At 60.5% G+C, this 24,315-nt stretch carries 15 protein-coding genes; 9 read left to right on the top strand and 6 right to left on the bottom strand.

Features of this window, described 5'->3' with window-relative positions:
* Positions 1–66 precede the first annotated feature (66 nt).
* From BN1133_RS00140 to BN1133_RS00120, 5 genes are all read left to right on the top strand, one after another.
* Complete coding sequence (locus tag BN1133_RS00140) at positions 67–1,395, top strand: AAA family ATPase (protein WP_050664544.1); 1,329 nt, start codon at positions 67–69, stop codon at positions 1,393–1,395.
* A 187-nt stretch (positions 1,396–1,582) separates the two neighbouring features.
* Entirely contained in the window at positions 1,583–2,032 is a 450-nt protein-coding gene (locus BN1133_RS00135; protein ID WP_197273636.1) for an HNH endonuclease family protein, read from the top strand.
* A 154-nt stretch (positions 2,033–2,186) separates the two neighbouring features.
* Positions 2,187–3,377: a J domain-containing protein gene (locus BN1133_RS00130; RefSeq protein ID WP_050664542.1), complete on the top strand. Its 1,191-nt coding sequence runs from the start codon at positions 2,187–2,189 to the stop codon at positions 3,375–3,377.
* A 57-nt stretch (positions 3,378–3,434) separates the two neighbouring features.
* Positions 3,435–5,168, top strand: a complete 1,734-nt coding sequence (locus BN1133_RS00125) for an SWIM zinc finger family protein (protein ID WP_050664541.1) — start codon at positions 3,435–3,437, stop codon at positions 5,166–5,168.
* Between the two features lie 268 nt (positions 5,169–5,436).
* Positions 5,437–6,063, top strand: a complete 627-nt coding sequence (locus tag BN1133_RS00120) for a heme-binding beta-barrel domain-containing protein (RefSeq protein WP_050664540.1) — start codon at positions 5,437–5,439, stop codon at positions 6,061–6,063.
* A gap of 30 nt (positions 6,064–6,093) precedes the next feature.
* Here BN1133_RS00120 and BN1133_RS00115 read toward each other — a convergent pair whose 3' ends face one another.
* Complete coding sequence (locus BN1133_RS00115) at positions 6,094–6,534, bottom strand: DUF6979 family protein (RefSeq protein WP_231686212.1); 441 nt, start codon at positions 6,532–6,534, stop codon at positions 6,094–6,096.
* A 385-nt stretch (positions 6,535–6,919) separates the two neighbouring features.
* Between BN1133_RS00115 and fdhF the strand changes: the two genes are divergently transcribed.
* The 4 genes from fdhF (at position 6,920) to BN1133_RS00100 (ending at position 16,972) form a co-directional block, all read left to right on the top strand.
* A complete protein-coding gene (fdhF, locus tag BN1133_RS00110) occupies positions 6,920–11,080 on the top strand; it encodes a formate dehydrogenase subunit alpha (RefSeq protein ID WP_050664539.1) in 4,161 nt (1,386 codons plus the stop codon).
* Positions 11,081–11,349: 269 nt separating this feature from the next.
* Positions 11,350–12,648, top strand: a complete 1,299-nt coding sequence (dcm, locus tag BN1133_RS19395) for a DNA (cytosine-5-)-methyltransferase (protein ID WP_169793520.1) — start codon at positions 11,350–11,352, stop codon at positions 12,646–12,648.
* A gap of 9 nt (positions 12,649–12,657) precedes the next feature.
* Positions 12,658–14,529 carry an McrB family protein gene (locus BN1133_RS00105; protein ID WP_050664538.1) on the top strand — a complete coding sequence of 624 codons (1,872 nt, stop codon included), beginning with the start codon at positions 12,658–12,660 and terminating at the stop codon, positions 14,527–14,529.
* 10 nt (positions 14,530–14,539) lie between these two features.
* Positions 14,540–16,972, top strand: a complete 2,433-nt coding sequence (locus BN1133_RS00100; RefSeq protein ID WP_050664537.1) for a DUF2357 domain-containing protein — start codon at positions 14,540–14,542, stop codon at positions 16,970–16,972.
* 65 nt (positions 16,973–17,037) lie between these two features.
* On the opposite strand, the gene BN1133_RS00095 is transcribed toward BN1133_RS00100, so the two are convergent.
* The 5 genes from BN1133_RS00095 to BN1133_RS00075 all read right to left on the bottom strand — a co-directional run bounded on the left by BN1133_RS00095 (position 17,038) and on the right by BN1133_RS00075 (position 24,273).
* Positions 17,038–18,885: a sigma 54-interacting transcriptional regulator gene (locus BN1133_RS00095; RefSeq protein ID WP_050664536.1), complete on the bottom strand. Its 1,848-nt coding sequence runs from the start codon at positions 18,883–18,885 to the stop codon at positions 17,038–17,040.
* A gap of 127 nt (positions 18,886–19,012) precedes the next feature.
* A complete protein-coding gene (xdhC, locus tag BN1133_RS00090) occupies positions 19,013–19,498 on the bottom strand; it encodes a xanthine dehydrogenase iron sulfur-binding subunit XdhC (protein ID WP_231686211.1) in 486 nt (161 codons plus the stop codon).
* Positions 19,498–20,376, bottom strand: a complete 879-nt coding sequence (gene xdhB, locus BN1133_RS00085; RefSeq protein ID WP_050664535.1) for a xanthine dehydrogenase FAD-binding subunit XdhB — start codon at positions 20,374–20,376, stop codon at positions 19,498–19,500. Before xdhB ends, xdhC begins: the two co-directional genes overlap by 1 nt.
* Positions 20,369–22,666, bottom strand: a complete 2,298-nt coding sequence (gene xdhA / locus BN1133_RS00080; RefSeq protein ID WP_050664534.1) for a xanthine dehydrogenase molybdenum-binding subunit XdhA — start codon at positions 22,664–22,666, stop codon at positions 20,369–20,371. The genes xdhB and xdhA overlap by 8 nt, the downstream gene beginning before the upstream one ends.
* Before the next feature lie 245 nt (positions 22,667–22,911).
* Complete coding sequence (locus BN1133_RS00075; RefSeq protein WP_136614664.1) at positions 22,912–24,273, bottom strand: NCS2 family permease; 1,362 nt, start codon at positions 24,271–24,273, stop codon at positions 22,912–22,914.
* Between the last annotated feature and the right edge of the window lie 42 nt (positions 24,274–24,315).

Genomic DNA, 24,315 nt, shown 5'->3' with positions numbered 1-24,315 from the left:
TCGGCGGGTTGTCAGCCAAGTGCTGGCGAGATAAGGTCGTGTTGGCCGCAGAAACAGGAATAGAGCATGGAAATCAAACAACTCACCCTCGACAATCTGGGGCGTTTTGAGCGTCTTGCCATCGAGTTTGCCCCCACGCAGCGGGTCAACTCGAAGGTAACTGTGCTGATCGGCAACAATGGCGCAGGCAAAACCTCGGTACTCAAATCGTTGGCAACCTCGCTCAGCTGGTTTGTTGCCCGTTTGCGCAGCGACAAAGGCAACGGCAGCCCCATCCCGGAAGAGGTCATCCTCAATGGTGCCAATACCGCAGTGGTCTCTCTTCAACTACACGATCAGCAGCGCGAATACCGTTGGTCACTCACCAGGACCCGTGCAGGCCGCAAGAGCAACGAGCAATCCATATTGGTTGATGCCAGCAAGCTGGCCGATGAGTATCGAGCACGATTGACAGAGCAGGAAAATGTCAGCGTGCCCCTGATCGCCTTCTATCCTGTCGAGCGGGGGGTGCTGGATATCCCCCTCAAGATCAAAGAGCGGCACTCATTCTTCCAGCTCGATGGCTACGACAACTCCCTGAATCAGGGGGTCGATTTTCGCCGTTTCTTCGAGTGGTTTCGCGAACGGGAAGATAGCGAGAACGAGTCGGTGATCCCCGAGGATGTATTGAAGCAGCTAGAGAAGACGCTCGCCCCTTCTATCTGGCAAACCTTGCAACAGCAGCAAGCCTCGGCCCGGGATCGGCAGCTGACCGCCGTGCGCGTGGCGATAGCCAACTTTATGCCGGGCTTTGAAAATCTGAAGGTGCGCCGCAAGCCGCGCCTGCATATGTCCATCGATAAAGAGGGTCAGACCTTCAATGTGTTGCAACTGTCGCAAGGGGAGAAATCCCTGATGGCGCTGGTGGGCGATATCGCCCGCCGCCTCGCCATGATGAATCCGGAGCTGGAAAATCCCCTGCATGGCGATGGGGTGGTGCTGATCGACGAGGTGGACATGCACCTGCACCCGCAATGGGCACGCACCATCATCCAGCGGCTCACCGATACCTTCCCCAACTGTCAGTTTGTGCTGACCACCCACTCCCCCCTGGTGATCAGCGATTGCAAAGATGTACTGGTCTATTCGCTTGATAACGGTGAACTCACTGAAGTGCCGTCCCAATACGGTCAGGATGCGAACTCGGTGCTGCTGGAGGTGATGGATACCGCTATTCGCAATGAGCGGGTGGCAAACCGACTCAACGACTTGCTCGATCTGATTCAGGATCGGCATTTTGATAAGGCCAATGCCCTGCTGGCCGAGCTGAAGGCCGAGCTACCTGCCAACAATCTGGAGCTGACCAAGGCCAGCCTGCTGCTGCGCAAGGAGGAGCTGCGCCGTGCGCAAGATTGACAAAGGACAAGAGCCCGCGAGCCTGGCGGCATTCAAACGTCAACATCCTCATGCTCGATATCACGACCTACCCAACGATGAAGAGGGTCAGGCGATTCGCCAGCATATCCGAGAGGCTTGTGCTGCTGAGCAATTCCATCTCTGCGCCTACTGTTGCCAGGCCATCAGCGGCACCAGTGAAGACACCATGAACGAGCATGTTGAGGCGCGGGATCTCGCCCCCAACCGCACCATGGATTTCAGCAATCTGGTAGCCAGTTGCAAAACGCCGAAGCAGTGCGATGCCGCCCATGGCTCGCAGCCCCTGCCGTTGACCCCGCTGATGCCTGAGTGTGAAACCGAGCTGCGCTTTAAATGGAGTGGCCGGGTTGAGGGGGTGACTGAAAGAGCCAAAGAGGCGATCCGGGTACTCAATCTGGGTGACACGGAGCAAAGCAACAAGGTGCTGGTTGCCAAGCGCAAACAGCTGGTGGATAGCCTGATTTGGACCCACTATGGCGACGATCAGCAGGCACTGGCGCTGGAAGATGATGCACAACTGCTGGCAATGCTGATCGAAGATCTGTGCCAACCCAAACAAGGCAAGCTGGAGCCCTTCGCACCTGTACTGGTGAACATACTGCGCAGTCAGCTCTAGCGATTGCGTGCCCGCCTGGGTGACTCGGGACCACAACCTCGGTACACCTCGTGCGCTTTGCTCCGGCAGCAAACCAGGAGGGTAGGCGCACCCCACCTGCTCTGGTAAGCTGCTGCGGCAACCGCCCGCTGTGATTCTCGACTCCGGAGCCCCCATGTCACTGACCAAGCGCAACACCAAGGCCAAAGCGGCCACCCCGCAGCACGACAGTGCGGCCCTCGCCTATTTTCATCGCCAGTGGCAGGCCATCGAGAAGCTGCAGGCCAAGCTGGCCAAGCAGGAGAAAGAGGGGGCGGATATCTATCAGCGCTTTGTCAGCGACATTGAGCCCCTCGAGCGCGAGCAGTGCGCGCTGATATTCCGGCTTTGCCAGCGGCTGGCCGGCTTTACCGCCCGCAAGAGCCTTATCCGCTGGCAGCGGGAGATGCTCCACCACTGGCTCAACGAGATGATGGACTATCTCGAATCCAACCCGTTTCGGGGCGAGCTGGACCTGCACGCCCTCTATATGGCGGTGCAGGCGGGTAGTGTGACCCAGTTCGATGAGGAGATGATCGAGGCACAATGCGACTTTATCACCCAGCTGCTGCAAGAGGAGTTTGGTGAGAGCCCGGATGATATCGAGCTGCTGCGCGAGATGGTGAAAGATCCCGAGAAGCTGCGCGACTATATGCGGGCGCAGTTTGAAAAGGCCGCCGCCGATGAAGAGGGGTGGGAAGAGGAGGCGCCGGATATTGACGAGGAGCCGTTTGCCGATGACGAGCCCTTCACACGCAGGCAGCACCGCCATGGCAAGGCCCACACCGAGGCCAGGGCCAAGGTTGAGCAGCTGCTGGATAACTCGACCCTCAAACAGCTCTATCGCAAGCTGACGATGGCGCTGCACCCGGATCGGGAGCAAGACCCGGTCAAGCGCGATGAGAAGACCCGCATCATGGGAGTGCTGAGCCAGGCGTGGGAGACGCGGGATATGTTCACCCTGCTGCACCTGGCACACACCCATCTGCCCGAGGCCGACAACCTGCTCAGTGATGAGAACCTGGCGGCCATCAATCCCGCCCTCAAGCAGAAGGTCCATGAGCTGGAGGTGCGTTACTACAGCCAGGGCGAAGGGCTGCAGGGGGCCGTTTTGCTCAAGTTTAAACAGAGCTCGAAGAAGAAGACCGAGCTCGCCTTTGACGATCACCAGCAGTATCTGCAGCGCGACATCGCGCAGTTGCAAGAGCTGCTCGCCACCATCACCACCCTGGCAACCCTCAAACCCTATCTCTCCCGGCTCTGGGACGAGCGTCAACACGCCATTTGGGATGCACACTCTGGCTTTGACGGGTTCTTCTTTCGCTAACCCCGGTGGGATGCGCGGCATCCCCTGACCCGTTTCATGCTGTTGAAGGAGCGCCCCTTGGCCAGCCACTCCCCCCAAGACCCTGCACCGATCGATATTGACGAGCTCAAGGCGCAAAGCGGCGAGGCCAGCTTTGCCAAGGGATTAACTCTGGCCGTCCAGGGGGCGGTGCAGCAACTCGGCCAGGATGGCAATACCCTCAGTGCCCAGGTGCAGGGCAGCCACCTCTATCGGGTCAGGCTCGAGATGGGGCCCGAGCTGGTCAGCCACTGCGACTGCCCCGCCGCCGATTATCAGACGATCTGCAAACACGGGGTGGCCACCGCGCTGGCCTTCAATCTGCAGCTCAGCGGCTTGGACGGTGAGGAGGGGGCAGTGGCACAGGAGCCCGATGAACGGGCCAGATTGCGCGGCTATTTCGAGCGGCAGGAGAAACCGGCCCTGCTCGAGCTGCTGCTCGATGAACTCGAGCGCGAGCCCAAACGTTGGGACTATTGGTTGAGAAAAGTGGATCTGAGTAAACAGACGCTCTCGCCGGCCAAACTGAAAACGCTGATCAACAAGGCGCTGCCCATACTGGCTGTGTGGGAGTGGCGGGAGGTGAGCGACTACTTCAGTGAGGCCGAAGCACTGTTTGAGGGGATTTGGGAGGGGGTCGATACCCTGCTGCTGGATCAGCAGTGGGCACTGACCTGGTATGCGCTTGAGCGACTCAATCAGGTGCTGCAGCAGATTAATGATTCCAATGGCGAGCGCTTCGAGCTGGAGAGGGCCATGTGTAAACGCCTGCCCGCCCTCTTCGCTCGCCTCTCCTGGTCAGAAAGTGAGAAGGTCGACTGGCTCTTTACTCACCTGCTTGAGCAGCCCAAAGATGTCTTCCCCGACGAGAAAGCCTTCGGCGATCTGGTGCGCAGTGCGCGCTTTCTGGCGCGCTGCGAGGAAAAACTCGCCAGCTTGCTGGCGGCGCGAGAGCCGGGTTATGGGTATGAGTGGACGCTGCAGCGTTATGCTCACCCCTTGCTGGAGGCTGCCCACGCCGTGGGCGACTGGCGCCGCGAACTGACCGTGCAGGCCAGCATCGCCAGCACCACCCGGGATTGGCTCGCACTGTGCACCTTATGCTGCGACCATGGCGAGCCGCTGGAGGGGGAGTTTTGGCTCGCCAAGGCGCGCAAGCAGGCGAAGCCGCCCTATGAAACCGACGCCTGTGACGAGGCGGACATTACCCTCTCTATCGCCCTGGGGGACAAGGCGCGGGCATGGCGGCTGGCCAGGGGCAGGTTTGAGCGGCTTCCCCATTTTGACGGGTTCAAGCATCTGCGCCAGCTACAGCAGCAACTGGAGTGGCACGATGAGACCCTGCTGCCCTGGGTCGAGCGGCACCTCAAGGAGAGGGCCTCCGTGAAGCAAGTCGTCGACTCCCCCCAGCCCCATGATGCATTGGTGCACTTCTATCTGGATCAGGAGCGGCTACACGATGCCTGCGACTGGGTGGCCACGCACAAGATAAGCCCACGGCTGCTGCTCACCCTGGCCGACAAGATAGCGCCAACCGACCCCTTGCTGGCCATCGGTTATTGCTTCCGGGTGGCCGCCAGCTATGTGGTGAGCGGTCACAATGAGGGGTATGAGCAGGCGGTGGCGGCCCTGCGCCAGTGCGAGCAATCCCTGGGGGATGACAAGGCGCAGCAGGAGCACTTTAACCAACAGCTCGAGGCGTTGGTGGCCGAGCACAAGCGCAAGCGCAACTTCATCACGTTGGTGAACCACCATTTCGCCTCCCGTCTCTGAGGCACCGAGGGGCCGTCACGGCGGCCCACCGCTGCGCACCCCGGCCTGAACGTTAATATTGATCCATCGCAAGCGTGGATTCTTTATTTAAAAATTCAAATTTGCCCTGCATCATCATTGGTTTATTTACCCCCCGTAAAAGCAAACCCGATTTCACATAAATCGACGCGCACTGAAATTGTCGATTGACGCTGTTTTTCTCCGGTGGATATGGTGTCTTCGGCTCACCAGAGCACCATTATAAATAATGAAATCCAACGGAGTTATGATGAACAACTATATTATCCCGGCCATCTTGTTGGCGGGCGCCACCCTGGCACACGCGCAGTCAGAGACGATGATCAATGGCCTCGACTTCGGCCCCCTGGCCCACCTGGCCGGTACCTGGAAGAGCGTGGATGCGGGGGGTGTCGACGTGGCCCCGGGCCAGGAGGGCAGCAAGGTGGGCAAGGGGGGGCCGGCGGTCGAGCCCTACTACGAGACCATCACCTTCGAGCCGGCGGCCGATGCCAAAAACGCCAGCGATCAGTACCTGGTCGCCATGTACTACAAGCAGGAGGTCTTTCGAAAGCGCGACAACGGCAAGTTTCATGACCAGCGCGGCTACCTGATCTATGACAAGAAAAACCAGATGATTTACAACAGCTTCTGCATTCCACGCGCGGTCTGCATCACCACAGAGGGGAAGGTGGGCAGCAAGATAGCGTTTGGCGCGGGCAAGCGGGGCATCGCCGAGAGCAGCTATATGACCGCCAACGACAGCACCACCGACTTCGCCATGACCCTGGATCTCTCCACCCCGGATCGCATCACCTACAGCCAGACCACCAGCCTGCAGGTCTATGGCAAGCCCTTCGCCCACACGGATGGCGATACCCTGATCCGGGTGAAGTGATCACCGAAAGCCAGGGGTCGCCCTGGCTTCCTATATCCCCTCGGGACTGAGCGCAAAGCGGTGCCCCCCCAGCTCGATGATGCGGGCCGACCAGAGCGTCAGCACCACATCCATCTGATTGTTATGCTTGGCCTTTCCCTTATCCTTTGCGATCACCTCTTGCCACAGGAGGTCGGGGTTGATGGGGGTGGTCGGCTCACGCCGGGCGAGGAGCTCGAGGGCACGCAGCACATGGGCCCGGGTCTTGGGGGCGGCGTCATAGCCGCAAGGGAGTATGCACCCCACCACCCCCAGGCTGCAGAGGGTCAGAAAGGTCACCCTGGGGTTGTTTTTATACCTGACACTCCCCTGCTCGCCGAAGGCCTCGGCGATGGCCATATCCCAGGCAGCCCCATGGCCATAGTGGTTTTGCACCATCAGATGAACGGCCCGCAGCGCCACGCCGCCATATTTCCCATAAATAATCATCATCACCCCCTTTTTACACACCATAGGGGATGAGGGAAATTAAATAACCCGGTAATTTTCTATTACCTCCATCGTATTCACCTATTGCTGACCTCTCTGTTTTTAATTTCATAATTCAAGATTGACCGGGATCAATAATATTAAACGCGCGCGACAACCCCTGCCCTTCTATTCCCGTGAAAGACTTCCCCCGAGGGAAAAGCGCGCGATCCGGATCCCGGGGCGATGAAACCGTTTTCCTTTTGCGCCCATAACCTGTCCGGAATCAAATCTTGCTACCGCCCACCTTTGCTATGGTGGGGGCCACACTCGGCGATCCTCCTTCGCCTTCCCTGCTGGCCCTGCCAGATGCAGCATTTTCTGCGACCTAACCCGAGTACCCCACGCCATGCTCACTGTCACTCTCGATGGAGCCCGGCTGGCCGTTGATCCGAGCCACACCCTGCTCCAGATTGCCAAACAGCACCATGTCGACATCCCCTCCCTGTGCGGTGACCACCCGCACGACCCCAAGGCCCCCTGCGATCTCTGCGCCGTCGAGATAGCCGGCGCCGGCATCCGCCGCGCCTGCCAGACCCATCCGGTCGAGGGGATGGTGATCACCACCGACTCGGCGGCGCTCAGCGCCCACCGCACATCGGCCCTGGGGCGCATCCTCTCGGATCACTACGCCGACTGCGAGGCCCCCTGCCAGCGGGCCTGCCCGGCCGGGGTGGATATCCAGTCTTACCTGCACCATATCGCCATGGGGGATCACCGGGCGGCCACCGCCGTCATCAAGCAGACCCTGCCCATGCCGCTCTCCATCGGCCGGGTCTGCCCGGCGTTTTGTGAGGCGCAGTGTCGTCGCGCCCTGGTGGATGAGCCGCTGGCCATCCGCCAGCTCAAGCGCCACGCCGCCGATCTGGATCTGGCCGACCCCTGGCAGCCCGAGAAAAAGCCCGCCAAGGGCAAGCGGGTCGCCATCATCGGCAGCGGCCCGGGGGGGCTCACCTGCGGTTACTACCTGGGCTATGAGGGGTTTGAGGTCGATCTCTTCGAGGCGATGCCCGAAGCCGGCGGCTGGCTGCGCTACGGCATCCCCGAGTACCGCCTGCCCAAGGGGATCCTCGATCAGGAGATCGCCTTGATGTGCCAAAGTGGCATGCGAATCCACACCGGGGTGCGGCTGGGGCACGATCTCGGCCTCTCGGCCCTGTGCCAGGAGTACGATGCCGTCTGTCTGGCGGTCGGCGCCTCCAAGGCGGTGCCCATGGAGTACCCGGGCAGCACTCTCGAAGGCTGTTATCTGGGGGTCGACTACCTCAAGGATCGGATGCTGGAGCAGCGCCTCACCACCGGCAAACGGGTGGCGGTGATAGGCGGTGGCAATACCGCCATCGACTGCGCCCGCACTGCGGTGCGCCTCGGCGCCGAGACCACCCTTATCTATCGCCGCACCCGCGCCGAGATGCCCGCCGAGGCCTATGAGATCGACGAGGCGGAGCACGAAGGGGTGCGCTTTTTGATGCTCACCAATCCGGTGGAGAACCTGGCCGATGAAGCGGGCCGCGTCTGTCAGGTGCGCCTCGAGAAGATGGCCCTCGGCGAGCCCGATGCCTCCGGCCGCCGCCGCCCCGAGCCCACCGGCGAGTTTATGGTCGAGGCGTTCGACACCGTCATCGCGGCGGTGTCGCAAAAGCCGGACTTGAGCTTTATGGAGCGGGAATTTATGCCGCTCCCCTTCACCCGTTGGCAGACCCTGGCATCCCACCCCGAGACCATGCACAGCGGCCACCACAACCTGTTTGCCATCGGCGATCTGCGCCGGGGCCCGGCCACCGCCATCGAGGCGGTCGCCGACGGGCGCAAGGCGGCGCTGGCCATCGACCACTTCCTGCATGGCACCATGGTCGACCCGGTGCGCCCCTTCAACGCCAGCAAGGCCCCCTCTCTCAAGCAGGTCGACCCCGCCCAGTTCGCCCACTTGAAAAAGATCGCCCGCGCCATCATGCCCCATCTGGGCGAGCGGACCGGGAGCTTTGCCGAGGTGGAGCAGGGCTTTGACGACGCCGCCGCCCGGACCGAGGCAAGCCGCTGCCTCGAGTGCGGCTGCCAGGCCAACACCGACTGCGCCCTGCGCGACTATGCCACCGAATACCAGGTCGATCAGAGCGCCCTCGATACCCGTGAGTGCCAGAAGTTTGCGGTGGATAACAGCAGCGAATTTATCGTGTTCGATGCCAACCGCTGCATCGGCTGCGGCCAGTGCGTGCAGGCGTGCAACGAGCAGGCGGTGCAAGGGGTGCTGCGCTTTGCCAACAACAGCGATGGCACCCTCTCGACCCGGCCGCAGTGCGAGGCGGGCGTGGCGATGGGGGACTCCCGCTGCGTGCAGTGCGGCGCCTGCGTGCAGGTGTGCCCCACCGGCGCCCTGGTCGATGCCCGCCACAAGTCCCAGGGGCGCACCGGGCTACTCACCCCGGTCAACACCATCTGCACCTACTGCGGGGTGGGCTGCGGCGTCACCCTCTATGTGGATGAGGCAACACAGCGCATCCGCTATGTGGAGGGCAACCGCCACTCCCCGGTCAACCGGGGGCTGCTGTGCGTGAAAGGGCGCTTTGGCTTTGACTTTATCCAGAGCGAGGAGCGCCTCACCACGCCGCTTGTCCGCAAACATGGCGAGCTGGTGCCCGCCAGCTGGGAAGAGGCCATCGCCCTGGTGGCCGAGCGCTTTGGCGCCATCAGGGCCGAGCACGGCAGCGACGCCCTGGCGGGGTTCTCGTCGGCCAAGACCACCAACGAAGAGAACTACCTGTTCCAGAAATTGATGCGTCGGGAGCTCGGCACCAACAACGTGGATCACTGCGCCCGCCTGTGCCACGCCTCTACCGTCACCGGGCTGGAGGCATCCCTTGGCAGCGGCGCCATGACCAACGACATCCCCAGCATCGATCACTCGGATCTCATCTTTATCATCGGATCCGACACCTCGGCGGCCCACCCCGTCATCGGCTCGCGCATCAAGCAGGTGGTGCGCTCTGGCAAGGCGCGCCTGGTGGTGGCCGACCCCAAGCGGATCGGGATGGCCGATCACGCCAGCCTCTATGTGGCCCAGCGCCCCGGCACCGACGTGATGCTGCTCAACGGCATCATGCAGCAGATCATCCGGCACGACTGGCACGACAAGGGCTATATCGCCGAGCGGGTGGAGGGGTTTGAGGCGCTCAAGGCCGAGGTGCTCTCCCCCGACTATGCCCCGGACAAGGTGGCCCTTATCACCGGCGTGCCCGCCGGGCAGGTGATGGAGCTGGCGCGGCTTATCGGCACCGCCAAGCGCACCGCCGTCTACTACTCCATGGGGATCACCCAGCACACCACGGGCCACGACAACGTGCGGGCCATCGCCAACTTGCAACTGCTGTGCGGCAACATCGGCATCGAGGGGGGCGGTATCAATCCCCTGCGCGGTCAGTCCAACGTGCAGGGGGCCTGCGACATGGGGGCCCTGCCCAACAACTTCCCCGGCTATCAGAAGGTGGATGACCCACAGGCGCACGCCCGCTTCGTGGCCGCCTGGCAGGCCCCCTGGCTATCCACCAGGCCCGGCCTCACCCTTACCGAGACCATCGATGCGGCCTGCGCCGGCACCATCAAGGGACTCTATGTGATGGGCGAGAACCCGGTGCTGAGCGATCCGGATCAGCATCACGTCATCGAGGGGCTAAAGCGCCTCGACTTCCTGGTGGTGCAGGATATCTTCCTCTCGGAAACCGCCCAGCTCGCCGATGTGGTGCTCCCCTCCTGCTCCTTTGCCGAGAAGAGCGGCCACTTCACCAACACGGAGCGACGGGTGCAGCGCCTCTCCCCCGCCATCAAGGGGCCGGGGCAGGCGCGCGAAGACGGGTGGATCATCCAGCAGATCGCCAACGCCATGGGGGGCGACTGGCACTACCAGAGCGTGGCCGAGATCACCGCCGAGATCTGCCGGGTCACCCCGCAGTATGCCGGCATTCACTGGGACAAGGTGGGCCCGGCCGGCTTGCAGTGGCCCTGCAACGACGCCGCCCCCGAGGGCACCCGGCTGCTGCACACCCGGCAGTTCACCCGTGGCAAGGGGCAGATGGTCGCAACGCCGTTTCGCTACGCCGCCGAGCTGCCCGACGAGACCTATCCCATGGTGCTCACCACCGGGCGCCTGCTCGAGCAGTTCCACACCGGCACCATGACCCGCAAGACCAAAGGGCTCGACAAGCTCGCCGGCCCGCGGGTGATGATGAGCGTGGTGGATGCACAGCGTCTGGGCATTGGCAACAGCGAGCGGGTGAGGGTCACCAGCCGGCGCGGCCATATCGAGCTGCCCGCCTTCGTCACCAAGCGGATGCAGCCGGGGGTGGTCTTTATCCCGTTCCACTTCGCCGAGGCGCCGGCCAACCGGCTCACCATCAATGCCACCGACCCCCACGCCAAGATCCCCGAGTTCAAGGTCGCGGCGGTGCGCATCGACAGGATGAGTGATCATCAACCCCGGCAGGAGAGGCGTGCAGAGCCACAGAGCGCCTGCTAAGCCATCACCACAAGAGCCACCGGAAGGTGGCTCTTTGCTTGGTGGCACGAGCGCTGCGACAAGCGGATAGAGCGAGCTTAAGTGGAACGCTGCAAGAGGGTGCCCGGCGCACTGGATGCATCGACAAACCGGAAGTTGCGAAACCAGTACACCAATCCCATAGAGGTTAGCTATTACGTTCTCAGTGACCCTATTGACGTCTTATCATTTGGTGATAACATAAGACCTGTTTTTTTATACAGTCACCCTAGAACTTGGACTTTATTGACTTGAAAGAAGATAAATACAGTTGCACGATCGGCATTAAAGGCCAGTCTAAGACCTCAACACCGAATGTTGATATATGGTTTGACTCCATAAGGTCTGTTGCATCTGTACTTTCTGAAGATAATATAAATCTTTTGTCTTTAATTGACGAAAGCAAACCGCAGACTATAACTGAAATCGCCAAATTAACAGGGCGAGCAGTTAGCAATCTTTCTCGCACAATTAAGACATTAGAGAAATATGGATTTATAAGTTTGAAAAACTTTGGAAAAAAAATAACTCCAAAAGTAAAGTACAGAAAATTCAACATTATTTGCAATCTTACAGATAAGAAAAGAGATACCACCTTGCTTACAACTCATACTTATAGTTTAGTTTCTATGTTCACTGGTGTCGGTGGGCTTGACATGGGCTTTGAAGGTGGATTTGAATATATGGGAAGGCAATTTATACATCAGCCTTTCAAAACCCTTGCTGCATATGAAAAAGATGAAAAATGTGTGCAGACAATTCAGATGAATCTTGACATACCCATTCAACATATAGAACTTAGTGAGGATTTGGTTGACAAATTTCCTGCGGCAGAAGTTTTAATTGGTGGTTTTCCTTGTCAGGACTTTAGCTCCTGCGGACCCAAAAAGGGATTGAGCTCGGACCGGGGTCAGCTCTACAAAGTATTAGCAAGATATATGAGCATTCACAAACCAAAAATAGTGTGTGCCGAAAATGTGCCCAACCTAGCGAGAATGCATAACGGTGAGGTATTGAAAACAATCATCCATGACTTTGAAAAACAAGGCTACAAGGTTCAAGTCTGGGATTTGTTTGCTCCTGACTATGGCGTTCCACAAAGCAGAAGACGTTTATTTTTTATTTGCACTAGAAATGATCTAGTTGGCGAGCCGATCATGCCCATTCCACGATTCATTGGTAATCATCGAGGCACTAAGTGGGCTATAGGTGACCTTGAATTGGTGCTAGATGAATCAATTCCCAACCAAAGCCAGTACTTCAAAGCATCAAAGGCTAAGAAAGGGAATGGTCAGGGGGATGAGCACTGTAAAGCAGATGAGCCGTCTTATACAATCAGAGCTAATGCAAAATCTCGTGTTCAGTTTCACTACAGCCTAGATCGAAGATTAACCATTAGAGAATGCGCTCGCCTACAAACATTCCCTGACTCATTTGTTTTCCCTCACTCTGCAACATCCAATGTAATGCAAATTGGAAATGCAGTGCCCCCAGTACTCTCTTATGCTGTGGCATCTTCCATCAGAGAATTTCTGGAATCTCAAAAATAAAGGTTTCCTATGGAAAATAGAGATGCGATTTTTGCATATATTTTTAAAAAGGCAGATGAATCAGAATACATGAGAATGGACTCCGCAGAGTCCAGTCTATTTCAAAGTCAATTGGAAAGCGACAAGGAGCTAATTAATATTGCGGGTAAAGAATTAACTAGGAAATATATAAAGGATACAGTCCTAAACCAATATAGTAAGAAACAAAGATATATAAAGGAAGACGATGTAAAGCTAGCTTTCATTGAGAAAGAAGAAATTGATATTAGTGGCTCACAAAGAGAGCTGGAGAATGGTGTTTTTACCGTAAAATATGGAGAGCATACCTTTCTATCCACCAGCTCCAGTATAAATGAGTGGAATACTGTCTTTAAACGTTTCGGTAAAATACCTAAAGGAGATTCTGTATTTGCATTTTTGACATGTGGTGGAGTAGAAAAAGAAAAGAATGAAATTGAAAACATAAAATCAATTTTAAATTCCTATGGCATTCATTCTTTTATAGTGAAGCCTAACGAAGCACCAGTATCAATAAAATTATATATAAAAAAGATTAAAAAACCTTCAAAAAATAAACATGTAGCAAAAACCACAATAATAAATAAGGGAATGATATTACTAGCCGGTATTTCCGGCACAGGAAAAACCCGCTTTATTCGTGAGCAAGCGGCGAATCAGAAAGGCCAGGACACCTATTGTCTGGTCCCCGTTCGACCCGATTGGCACGAGCCTTCCGATCTGCTGGGTTATGTCTCCAGGCTAAGCGGCAAAAAAGAGTATGTTACCACGCCTGTTATCGATTTCATTGTCAAATCCTGGATCCATATATTCGAACAAACCGGCGAGGTCAGGGTTGATGGAAAAATCGGTCTGACTCAGGCACATCTCGAGCAAATCCCCCCCTTCTGGCTCTGCCTCGACGAGATGAACCTGGCACCGGTTGAACAATATTTCGCCGACTATCTCTCGATTATCGAGACCCGCCACTGGCTGACCGCTACCGATGTGGCCGCATATAACGAGGTCACGGATTCAGAATACGACCATATCTACGAGTGCGCCCCCTTGCTTAAGGCCAATGTCCTTAACCAGCAATTAGATGATGCAGCCCGTCAGTTACTGGCAACACAGTGGCAGCTGGACCTGAATAATTCTCTGCACGCCAAGATATGGGAGCATTTTTGTCGATACGGCATTGCGCTGCCCTTTAACCTGATGGTGGCCGGCACCGTCAATATGGACGAGACCACCCACGGTTTTTCCCGCAAGGTCATTGACCGGGCCCTCACTTTCGATTTTAACGAGTTCTTTCCCAACAACTTCGATCACTACTTCGCCCCCCAACTGCAACCCAACATACTGGGCTATCCCCTCTGGTCTGACGGGCGAGCCATTGTCGACGATCCGGCCCTCAATGAGGACAAGCAAAGCAGCGTCGACTTTCTCAAGGCGGTCAATACCGTGCTGGAAAAGAGTCCGTTCGAGCTGGCCTATCGTGCCCTAAACGAGCTGATGCTGGCCCTGCTGGCCCACCGTCCGACCGATAAAGCCCACCTCATCGCCATCTGGGATGACTTTATGATGTGCAAGGTGTTGCCCCGGATTGAAGGGGATAGCGACAAGCTGCGCAGCCACCGGGCCGATCTCGGCGCCAATGCGCCGGATAACCTCCTCTGCGAACTCGAAGAGGTGCTACAGAAACACTTTGGCGCCAGTTGGGACGGGCTACGCCCCGATCTCTTTAACAGCCGGCTTGGCGATAGCGTGACCGAAGCGACACCGGCCCCGGCGCCCCACCTTGTCCCCTGCCGCAGCAAGAAGAAGCTGGCATGGATGAAAGAGCGGCTCGAGAAGCAGTGCTTTACCAGCTACTGGCCGTAAGGAGGCACAGATGGAGTGTCTGTTTACCCTGACAAGCCATGACTGGACCTTGCGAGTCTACGCCAACCCCAAGACGGATGAGACTCGCGCTGCGCAGTTACAAACCACGTTGGAGAACCACCAGCAAAAGGGGGACGAATTTGGCCTGACCGTCGACCAGCAGGTCGATGCGCCGTCCACCGTGCGCTTCTCGTCCCCCCTGACGCTCGCTCGGGTCGACATCCGGGGGAAGACGCTGGCACTACCCGCGCAATCCGAAGGCCAGCCGCTCTGTTCACTGGCGCTGCCGGCGCCCCTGCTCTTTGAAAACTGCTTTTACGACTTCGAGTGGGAGTTTCACAACAAGGTTGCCGAGGAAGAAGATGCCCCTCGGCTCGAACACCATCTGCAACGGATCTGTGAGTCGTTTCGCTTTAAAAGCCGGCGGGGGGTGCAAGAGCTCCTCGGTGGATTCAATACCGGTAACGAGGTGGGATCGCTTGCCCTCCCCTTCTCTTATCAGCCGGCATCGGCTTCGGGTAATGCGGAGCGAGTTCATTTGACCCTCTGGTTTGACGTCTACCCGGTCAAACTGGATATCCAGCGGGATCTGCCCCTGATCCACCAGGCGCTGGACAAGCACTACCCCTACTGGCGCTTTACGATCAACAGCGCCACCAGCCAGCAGGGTGGGCGCAGCCAGCGCATGGCCGAGCCTTTCCCGCTGCTATGGCTGGCCCATTTCGAGGCGTTGCATCAAGAGCTGGAGCGGGGTGTTCGCCACATCATCAACTCACCACACAGCCGGTTACAGAGCAAAACCGAGCATCTGCTTGCCACCCGGATGAAGCGGCCACCCAAGCCCAGGCTGGCCGAGCAGATCCGCCAGGATCTCGATGCCGGCATAGAGCGCAGATACCGCATCGAGCGCAAACAGCTCACCACCGACACACCAGAAAACCGCTTTATCAAGTTTGTGCTGGAGCGAACCCTGCGCATGTTGCAGCACTTGAACCGGCAGGGGGATCACTCGCTGCTCTCCGAGGCCTTCTTCGCTCGACTCAAGACATGGGGCAAACCGCTCGAGCAGGCACTGGCGCACCCTTTGATGCGAGACATAGGCCCGGCCAGTGTCTTGCACCGCGAGTCGCTGGTGCTGCAACAAAAGAGTGGCTATAGCACCGTGTACCGGATCTGGCAGCAACTGCGCCTCTATCTCGAAGCCATGGGGAACGATGCGGTGGCCGGCATTCGCAGCATGGATCAACTCTACGAGCTCTGGTGCGTGCTCGAAGTACGCCGAATCATTCAGGCGCTGGGTTTTATCGAGGTGAAGACGCCCACCTTCAACTTCACTCGCGACGGGTGGGATACCCGACTCGCCGAGGGGATGAAGTATTGCTGGGAGTTCTGGCGCAAAGAGGATGATATTCGGGTCAAGCTGGCCCACGAGCCCAAGTTCTACAAAGAAAACCAGCCGGTGCACGCCCTGCTGGTCCCCCAGAAACCGGATATTTTGATCGAAGCCAGCACGGGTCGTGGTGAAACCTTTATCTGGCTGTTCGATGCCAAATACCGGGTGCAAAGCGGACCAGACGCTGACCCGAGGGACCGAGTCCCCGATGATGCAATTAACCAGATGCACCGCTATCGCGATGCCCTGCTCTATCGGCAAGAAGGGATCAGCATACCGAGCCGACCCACCTTCGGAGCCTTCGCCCTCTACCCGGGGTTTATGAGTCAGGCAAGTGGGCAGCGCAACCCTTATCAGAACGAAATCGAGAAGATCGGGATCGGCGCTTTTGCCCTGCTGCCCTCCTCTGACGAGAGCGGCTCCCGCTGGCTTCACTCGTTTCTCGAAGCCAAGCTCGGCGATGGCACAACCCACTACCCTCCCGCCATTCACACCGGTCATTTCTACCTGGAAGAGCCAAGCCGGATCGCCATGCTGGGGATGCAGCAGTTACGCCATACGGATCTCACCTTGATTATTCCCACCGCCGATCTGGGTGGCTCGCGTGCGACCACCTATTTCGATGGTTTCCTCACAGGCTCGGCTCGCTGGTATCACACCCCGGTCACCACCATAGCGACCCGCTACGATGACCAGTTGATGGAGGAGATCCGCTATCTGGCGGTTGCCACGTTCGCCGCCGATGGCAAAACCCGGGAGGTAAGCCGAGTCTGGCCCATTCTCTCCTGCCAAAAGCGCCCTCGCTCGAGCCTAAGCGACGATCAGACCGGCGTGGTGGCAAGCCCAGGTGATAACCGTCTCTATTGGCTGCTCGAGCTGGGGCCTGCAATTAACCTGCCCACTGTGTTACGCGGGTTTACGGCGCAGGGATTTGGCTCAACCATCCGCCTGACCAGGTTGACCAATCTGGAGCAGGTGTGCGCATCGGGCGGCGACATCGCCAATATCCCCGACAGCTATCGCGAACTCATTTTGCAGACAGAGCGTTAAGATACGATGCAAAGCGCCCCATCAGGGGGCGCTGTCGTTGTCTCGGCACAGTCACAAGCTGGCCATCACGCAATCTCATACTTCTTTATCTTGCGATAGAGGGTGGCGATGCCGATGCCGAGGGCCTGGGCGGCCAGCTTCTTGTTGCCAAGGCGCGAGAGGGTCTCCTCTATCATCTGCCGCTCCATGCTCTCGAGGCCACTCTCGGCTTGGGGGGCATCGGTCTCGGCCGGTGCGGGCCACTGGGGGGGATCGCCGGCGGCAGGTGCACTGCCCGGATGCGGGGCGCCTTGATATGGGGAACTCGGCGCCAGGGACGGGGCAGCGCCGGGGCGCTCCTGGCCCTGCTGGTTGCGAATGATGTTGGGGGGGAGCAGGGAGCTCTCAATCACCTCGCCGGACTGGATGACGTTGACCAGGTACTCGATGAGGTTGCTAAGCTCACGCACGTTGCCGGGCCAGCGATACCCCTTGAGCAGGTCCATCACCTCCTCGGTGAGGCCGGGGTAGACGATGCCGATGCGATTGGTGTGCAGGTTGAGGAAATGGTGGGTGAGCAGCTCCACATCCCCGTGGCGATCGCGCAATGGGGGCAGGTGCAGGGGCACCACGTTGATGCGATAGAAGAGATCTTCGCGAAACTTCCCCTCGTCGATAAAGGTCTCGAGCTGCTGATGGGTGGCGGCGATGACCCGAATGTCCACCGGCACCGGGCGGCTGGCGCCGATGGGGGTCACCTCGCGCAGCTCCAGCACCCGCAACAGCTTGGCCTGCATGGTAAGCGGCATGTCCCCAATCTCGTCGAGAAACAGGGTGCCCTGGTGGGCGGCCTGAATCAGCCCCTGCTTGCCGCCGCTCGAGGCGCCGGTGAAGGAGCCTTTGACATAACCAAACAGCTCGCTTTCGAGCAGTTGCTCGGGAATGGCGGCGCAGTTGATGGCGATAAAGGGTTTGTCGTGGCGCGGGCTCAGGCGGTGCACGGCGCGGGCCACCACCTCCTTGCCGGTGCCGCTCTCCCCGGTGATCAGCACGCTCGAGGGGCTGAGTGCAATGCGCTGGAGCAGGTGCTTGAGATGGCGCATGGACTTGCTCTCGCCGATGAGGGGCTCGAGCCGGGCGTCTTGCTCGGGGGGGGCGGTGAGGGCGGCGTGGGACTGGTGAAAGGCCATCAGGAAGATCTGCTGATCCTGCACCGGATGCAACTGCCCTATGATGAGCTCCTGGCGATCGCCCCAGCTCAGGATGTGTTGCAGATGACCGGTGAGGCCGCTCTGGGCGAAGGTCAAGGGGCGCACCGTCAGGGTGCGGCCGAGCAGCTGCTCCTTGGCCACATTGAGCTGCTTGAGGGCCGGCGGGTTGGCGTGGATCACCTGGTTGCGATCGTTTAGGAGCAAACAGCCCTGATCCATGCTGCCGGTGAGCGAGAGCAGCAGCTTGTCCACCCCGTCCCCATAGCCGCGCCCGCGCACCAGATTGGAGACCAGCATGGTGGAGATGTGGCGCACATAGTCGCTCACCTCCTGCAGGTTGTCCCTAAGGCGCGCCTGCTGCTCGCCGTTGAAGGCCACCAGGCTTATCACCCCGACGCACGCCTCGTCCACCATGATGGGCACCCCCAAAAAGGCGCGCTCACGGCACTCCTCCTTGTGGCTGCAACCACGGCACACCGGATCGTCGCTGGTCTGGATCACCACCTTCTCGCACTGGTTGTCGATGACGTAGCGCAGCAGCCGCGAATCCCCCGCCAGCTCGCGGCCGAAGCCGCAGCCATAGGGGCCGGTGCCGGCCACCCGCACCAGGCTGGCGTCCACTATCTCCACCTCCAGCTGCAACACGCTGCCGAGCATCTTGGCAAAGCGCAGTATGGTGGGCTGGATCTGCATCAGGGGAAAACGGGGGCCACACGAGGTCATTCGAACATCCTTACTCTGTCGTCGCTGGTGGGTGTCATCGCGGCCCTATCCTATGCCAACCGGGCAAGGATGACTTCGGTCGGGATCACGAAAGCGTCGGCCGGGGGTGCCCGGCCGACCCGAGTGCTCATTTTTTGTGACAGCAGCGCTGCACCGCACGCACCACATTCTGGTAGCCGGTGCAGCGGCAGAGGTTACCGGCGAGACCTCGGCGGATCTCCTCCTCGGTCAGGGGGCGACGGGCGCTCTTGTCGAGCAGGGCGGCCCCGGCCATCACCAGGCCCGGGGTGCAGAAGCCGCACTGCACGGCCCCCTCGTCAATGAGGGCCTGTTGCAGGGGCGAGAGCTCCCCGTCCTTCTCCTCCCCCTCCACGGTGCGAATGGACTTGCCGTTGGCCCACACCGCCAGGTAGATGCAGCTGTCGATGGCGACCCCGTCGACCCGCACCGTGCAGGCGCCGCACTCGCCGACGCTGCACCCCTCCTTGACGCTGATAAGCCCCTGGGAGCGCAGCAGGTGGAGCAAGGAGAGGCTGGGGGGCACCGAGTAGCGGTAGGGTTTGCCGTTGATCTCGCACTCGATATCGAGCTGGGCACAGGTTTGTGGATGCATCAGAGGATCTCCCCCCCGGCCCGGGTGATGGCGCAGCGCACCACCCGCTCGGCCAGGGTCTTGATAAGGTGAAGGCGAAAATCTTTCTCCGCCCGCCAGGAGGAGCGCGGGGCCACGTCGGCCTCCACCGCGCGGGCGATGGCGGCCAGGGTGGCGTCGGTCAGCGGGGCCCCTTCGGCCAGTGCCTCGGCGTGGGGGGTGCGAATGGGGGTCGGCGCCGCCACCCCATAGGCCAGACGCAGCTGCAGGATGCGCCCCTCGCCGATACGGCACCAGGCGGCGCAGCCGATGGTGGCGATATCCATGGCATCGCGCATGGCGTACTTGAAGTAGTGACTGCCCACCCCGGCACCGGGATCGGGGTCGATATGAATGGCCACCAGCACCTCGTCCGGGGCCAGGACCACCCGGCCAGGGCCGGTGTGAAAACCCGCCAGGGGAATGAGGCGGGTCCCCTCGGGGCCGGCTATCTCGAGGCGCGCCTCCAGTGCCAGAGAGGGGGCGGCCGAGTCGGCGCTGGTGGCACCGTTACAGAGGTTGCCCCCGTAGGTGGCGACGTTGCGGATCTGGGGGCCGGCGATGGTGGCGGCCGCCTCGGCCAGCATGGGAATGCGCCGGCGCACCAACTCGCTTTCGATGATCTCGGTGAAGGTGGTGCCCGAGCCGATGCGCACTGTGCCATCGCTCAGCTCGCGGATGCCGCGCAGCTCGGGCAGTTCGTGAATGTCCACCAGGGCGCCATAGTCGGCGCTCAGGTGGTGCAGGCGGATCATCACGTCGGTGCCCCCGGCCACCAGCCGGGTGCCCGGGTGAGCGCCGAGCAGCGCAACCGCCTCGGCCACGCTGGTCGCCCTGTGATAGGCGCGAATATCAAACATGGGGTGCCTCCTCAATCAGAGCGGCGCGGACAAACTCCCGATAAAGGCTCTTGGGGGTAATGGGCAAGGTGTTGATGGCCACCCCGGTCGCCATCAGGATGGCGTTACGAATGGCCGGGGCCGGCGAGATGATGGGGGGCTCGCCGAGGGACTTGTGGCCATAGACGGACTGGGGCTCATAGGTCTGCACGAAGTCGCACTCGAGCGGCGGCAAGTCCGTGATGGTGGGGAACTTGTAGTCGAGCAGGTTGGGATTTCGCACCACGCCGCTCTTGGGGTCGATGATCATCTCCTCAAACAGGGCCCAGCCTATGCCCATCCCCATGCCCCCGTGCACCTGCCCCTCGGCCAGCACAGGATTCAGGATTTGACCGGCGTCATGCAGGTTCATGATGCGGTTAATGGTGACCTTGCAAAGGTCCAGATCGACGCTGAGATCGACGAAGGTGCAGCCAAAGCTCGGCGGGTTGGTGGTGGTCTTGTGGGAGACTTCCGAGGTGATCTGGCCACCGATGGAGAGGTGGTAATAGGCGTTTTGCGACACCTCGGCCACGCTCATCAGCACCTTGTCCGGCGCCCCGGCCAGCACCACATAGCCGTCGATGAGGGTCAGCGACCCCACCTCCTGATGGCAAAGCTGGGAAGCGAGCGCCAGGATGCGCGCCTTGAGCTGAAGCGCCGCCTCGTGGATGGCGGGGGCGGCCACATAGCTCTGGCGCGAGGCGAACGAGCCGGGGTCATAGGCGGTGATGTCGGTGTCCTGGGTCGAGATGACCCGGATCTGCTCGAAGGAGACCCCTAAGGTCTGCGCCGCCATCTGGGCGAAGACGGTATCCGAGCCCTGCCCTATCTCGGTGGCGCCGATCTGCAGGTTGACCGAGCCATCCTGGTTGAGCAGCATGCGCGCGCCCGCTATCTCCACCCCCACCGGATAGGTGTTGGAGCCATAGCTAAAGCAGGCGACCCCCACCCCGCGGCGCACCCGCCCGGTCTGGCTCTGGCACTCGGCGCGGCGCCTGTCCCACTCGAAGAGCTCGCGCCCCCGGCGCAGACACTCGGGCAGCCCGGCGCTGTAGATGGTCTTCCGGTTGACCGGGTTGACGTCCCCCTCGCGCGCCACGTTGGCCAGGCGCACCGCCAGGGGATCGAGCCCGAGGGCGGTGCAGGCGTCGTCCATCATGCACTCGAGGGCGAACACCACCTGGGGCGCTCCATAGCCACGCATGGCCCCGGCGGTGGGCAGGTTGCTGTAGAAGGTGCGGGCGTCATAGCCGAAGGCGCTGCGCGGATAGAGGTAACTTATCTTGTTGGCCCCGGCGCAGGCGATGGAGTGGCCGTGGGAGGCATAGGCCCCGGTGTTGGAGAGCACATCCAGCCGGTAGCCAAGCAGGCGGCCGTCCTGGTCCATGCCGAGCTCGCCGTCAATATGAAAGCCGTGGCGGGTGCGCGAGGCGAGGAAGCACTCCTCACGGCTCAGGGTGACCTTGACCGGCACGCCCCCGAGCTTGTAGCTCAAAAACGCCGCCATCGGCTCTTCCAGCACGTCCTGCTTGTTGCCAAAGCCGCCTCCCACATAGGGTTTGACCACCCGCACGTTGGCCCAGGGCAGGCCCAGGGACTTGGCGACCCGACTGCGCACTATCTGGGGGATCTGGGTGCTCGAGACCACCACCAGGTGGCCCGGCTGCTCCATGTAGGCATAACAGGTGACCGACTCCAGGTGGCAGTGCTGCACCACCGGGGTCTCGTAGTGGCCCTGGCAGCGAAACGGGGCCCCCTCGATGGCCTGCTCAGGCTCGCCGCCGCGGATCTGACTCTGGCGCAGCAGGTTGCCCCCCGGATGGATGGGCTCGGCCCCCTCGGCCAGGGTGCTGTGGGCATCGGTCATCACCGGCAGCGGCTCATAGGTCACCCTGACCAGGGAAGCCCCCTTCTCGGCGGTGAGGGGATCGCGGGCCACCACGATGGCGATCCCGTCCCCGTAGTGGCGCACATGGTCGGTGAGCAGGCGGCGGTCTTTCACGTCGCGCTTGCTCTCGTCGAGATTCCAGGCGTGGCCGGCGGTGCGATAACAGATGTCGGGCACATCCTGCCAGGTGAAGACCGCCTCCACCCCCTGCAGGGCCAGGGCCTCGCTGCAGTCGATGGCGGTCACCCGGCCGTGGGCCAGGGTGCTTCGCACATACTTGGCGTGGCGCATGCCAAGCATGGTGAAGTCGTCGGTATAGCGCGCCCTCCCCGTCACCTTGGCCTGGGCGTCGACGCGCCGAAAGGGTAATCCTATGGACATGGTTACATCCTCTATTCCCGGGGGAAAAATCCAGAACCAAGAGTGAAAACAGCAAGATGTGCGCCCATCTCTCGGGGTTGGCCGATCCGGCATCGCAAATGTGAAGGGGATCCCATCTGGCCCGCAGGCAAGGGATGCGCCCCTCGCCTGCCGGGGGCGGCGGCCCCTCGCTGGCTATCAAACTGGTAACCGGAACTATCAAAATGAGAGCCCGGCGGGTGCCGGGCTCGTCTCGGTGACCGGGGCTAGATGGCCCAGCCGCCGGCGTAGAAGGCCACCAGCACGATGGCGATGATGACGGTGCCCGGGTTGAGCAGACGCCACTCCCGGGCGCAGATACGGCCTATCACCAGGGCGCTGAAGCCGAGCATGATGCCGGTCACTATGTTGCAGGTGAGCACGATAAAGACGGCGCACAGCAGCCCCGACATGGCCCCCACCAGATCGCTAAAATCGAGCTTGGTGACGTTGCTCAGCATCAGGAGCCCCACATACATGAGGGCCGGCGCCGTGGCATAGGCCGGCACCAGATAGGAGAGCGGCGCGAGGAACAGCATCATCAGAAACAGGGCACCCACCACGGTGGCGGTAAGCCCGGTCTTGCCCCCGGCGGCGGTGCCGGCGGCCGATTCGATATAGACGGCAGCCGGGGCGGCCCCCACCAGACCCGAGAAGATGCTGCTCACCGAGTCGGAGGTGAGCGCCTTGTCGTTGTTGATGATGTGGCCATCCTGGTCGAGCAGGTTGGCCTGCCCGGCCACGGCGCGTATGGTGCCGGTGGCGTCAAACACGGCGGTCATCACCAGGGCCAGCACGCTCGGCAGCACCAAAGGCGAGAGGGCCCCCATGATGTCGAGGCTGAAGATGAGGGAGTGCCCCTGCTCGTCGGCCAGGGTCGGCATGGCAAACAGCCCCTGGTATTTGACCGACGGATCGAAGAGAAGGCCGATCACCGAGATGCCGATGATCACCAGCAAGATCCCGCCCGGCACCCGCAGCCGCTCCAGGCCGAAGATCATGGCCAGTCCCAGCAGGGTCATCATGACCGGCATGGTGGTAAAGCCGCCGAGGGCCACCGGCAGCCCCTCGAGGGGGTTCTTGATGACCAGCCCGACCCCGTTGGCGGCAATCAGCAGCAGGAACAGGCCGATGCCGATACCGGTGCCGTGGGCTATCCCCATGGGAAGGTTATTGAGGATCCAGCTGCGCACCCCGGTCACCGAGATGGCGGTGAAGATGACCCCCATCAGGAAGACGGCGCCAAGCGCCACCGGAATGGGGATCTGCTGCCCCAGCACCAGGCTGAAGGCGGTAAAGGCGGTGAGCGAGATGGCGCAGCCGATGGCCATGGGCAGGTTGGCCCACAGCCCCATCAAGAGCGACCCCGCCCCGGCCACCAGGCAGGTGGCCACGAACACGGCGCCGGGGGGAAAGCCCGCCTTGCCGAGCAGCCCCGGCACCACGATGACCGAGTAGACCATGGCGAGGAAGGTGGTGATCCCCGCCAGCACCTCCTGGCGTACACTGCTCCCGCGCTCGCTGATCTTGAAGAAACGATCGAGCCCCGAGTCGGCGACCGGCACCTGGGCCGGCAGCGCCTCCTTCATCCTGCTACTTGCGTTTGACATAACGGTACTCCTTCACCCTGT

Source organism: Aeromonas schubertii (assembly GCF_000820105.1).
GTDB lineage: Bacteria > Pseudomonadota > Gammaproteobacteria > Enterobacterales > Aeromonadaceae > Aeromonas > Aeromonas schubertii.
Note: the sequence above shows the minus strand (reverse complement) of the source record. Positions and strands in the feature narration are given on the sequence as shown.

What these genes read in the sequence shown, in the direction of transcription:
- xdhA (WP_050664534.1), bottom strand. Translation starts at nt 22,666, where the DNA reads ATGTCCATAGGATTACCCTTTCGGCGCGTCGACGCCCAGGCCAAGGTG.
- xdhC (WP_231686211.1), bottom strand. Translation starts at nt 19,498, where the DNA reads ATGCATCCACAAACCTGTGCCCAGCTCGATATCGAGTGCGAGATCAAC.
- BN1133_RS00105 (WP_050664538.1), top strand. Translation starts at nt 12,658, where the DNA reads ATGGAAAATAGAGATGCGATTTTTGCATATATTTTTAAAAAGGCAGAT.
- fdhF (WP_050664539.1), top strand. Translation starts at nt 6,920, where the DNA reads ATGCTCACTGTCACTCTCGATGGAGCCCGGCTGGCCGTTGATCCGAGC.
- BN1133_RS00135 (WP_197273636.1), top strand. Translation starts at nt 1,583, where the DNA reads ATGAACGAGCATGTTGAGGCGCGGGATCTCGCCCCCAACCGCACCATG.
- BN1133_RS00115 (WP_231686212.1), bottom strand. Translation starts at nt 6,534, where the DNA reads ATGATGATTATTTATGGGAAATATGGCGGCGTGGCGCTGCGGGCCGTT.
- xdhB (WP_050664535.1), bottom strand. Translation starts at nt 20,376, where the DNA reads ATGTTTGATATTCGCGCCTATCACAGGGCGACCAGCGTGGCCGAGGCG.
- BN1133_RS00130 (WP_050664542.1), top strand. Translation starts at nt 2,187, where the DNA reads ATGTCACTGACCAAGCGCAACACCAAGGCCAAAGCGGCCACCCCGCAG.
- BN1133_RS00120 (WP_050664540.1), top strand. Translation starts at nt 5,437, where the DNA reads ATGAACAACTATATTATCCCGGCCATCTTGTTGGCGGGCGCCACCCTG.
- BN1133_RS00075 (WP_136614664.1), bottom strand. Translation starts at nt 24,273, where the DNA reads ATGAAGGAGGCGCTGCCGGCCCAGGTGCCGGTCGCCGACTCGGGGCTC.
- BN1133_RS00140 (WP_050664544.1), top strand. Translation starts at nt 67, where the DNA reads ATGGAAATCAAACAACTCACCCTCGACAATCTGGGGCGTTTTGAGCGT.
- BN1133_RS00095 (WP_050664536.1), bottom strand. Translation starts at nt 18,885, where the DNA reads ATGACCTCGTGTGGCCCCCGTTTTCCCCTGATGCAGATCCAGCCCACC.
- BN1133_RS00100 (WP_050664537.1), top strand. Translation starts at nt 14,540, where the DNA reads ATGGAGTGTCTGTTTACCCTGACAAGCCATGACTGGACCTTGCGAGTC.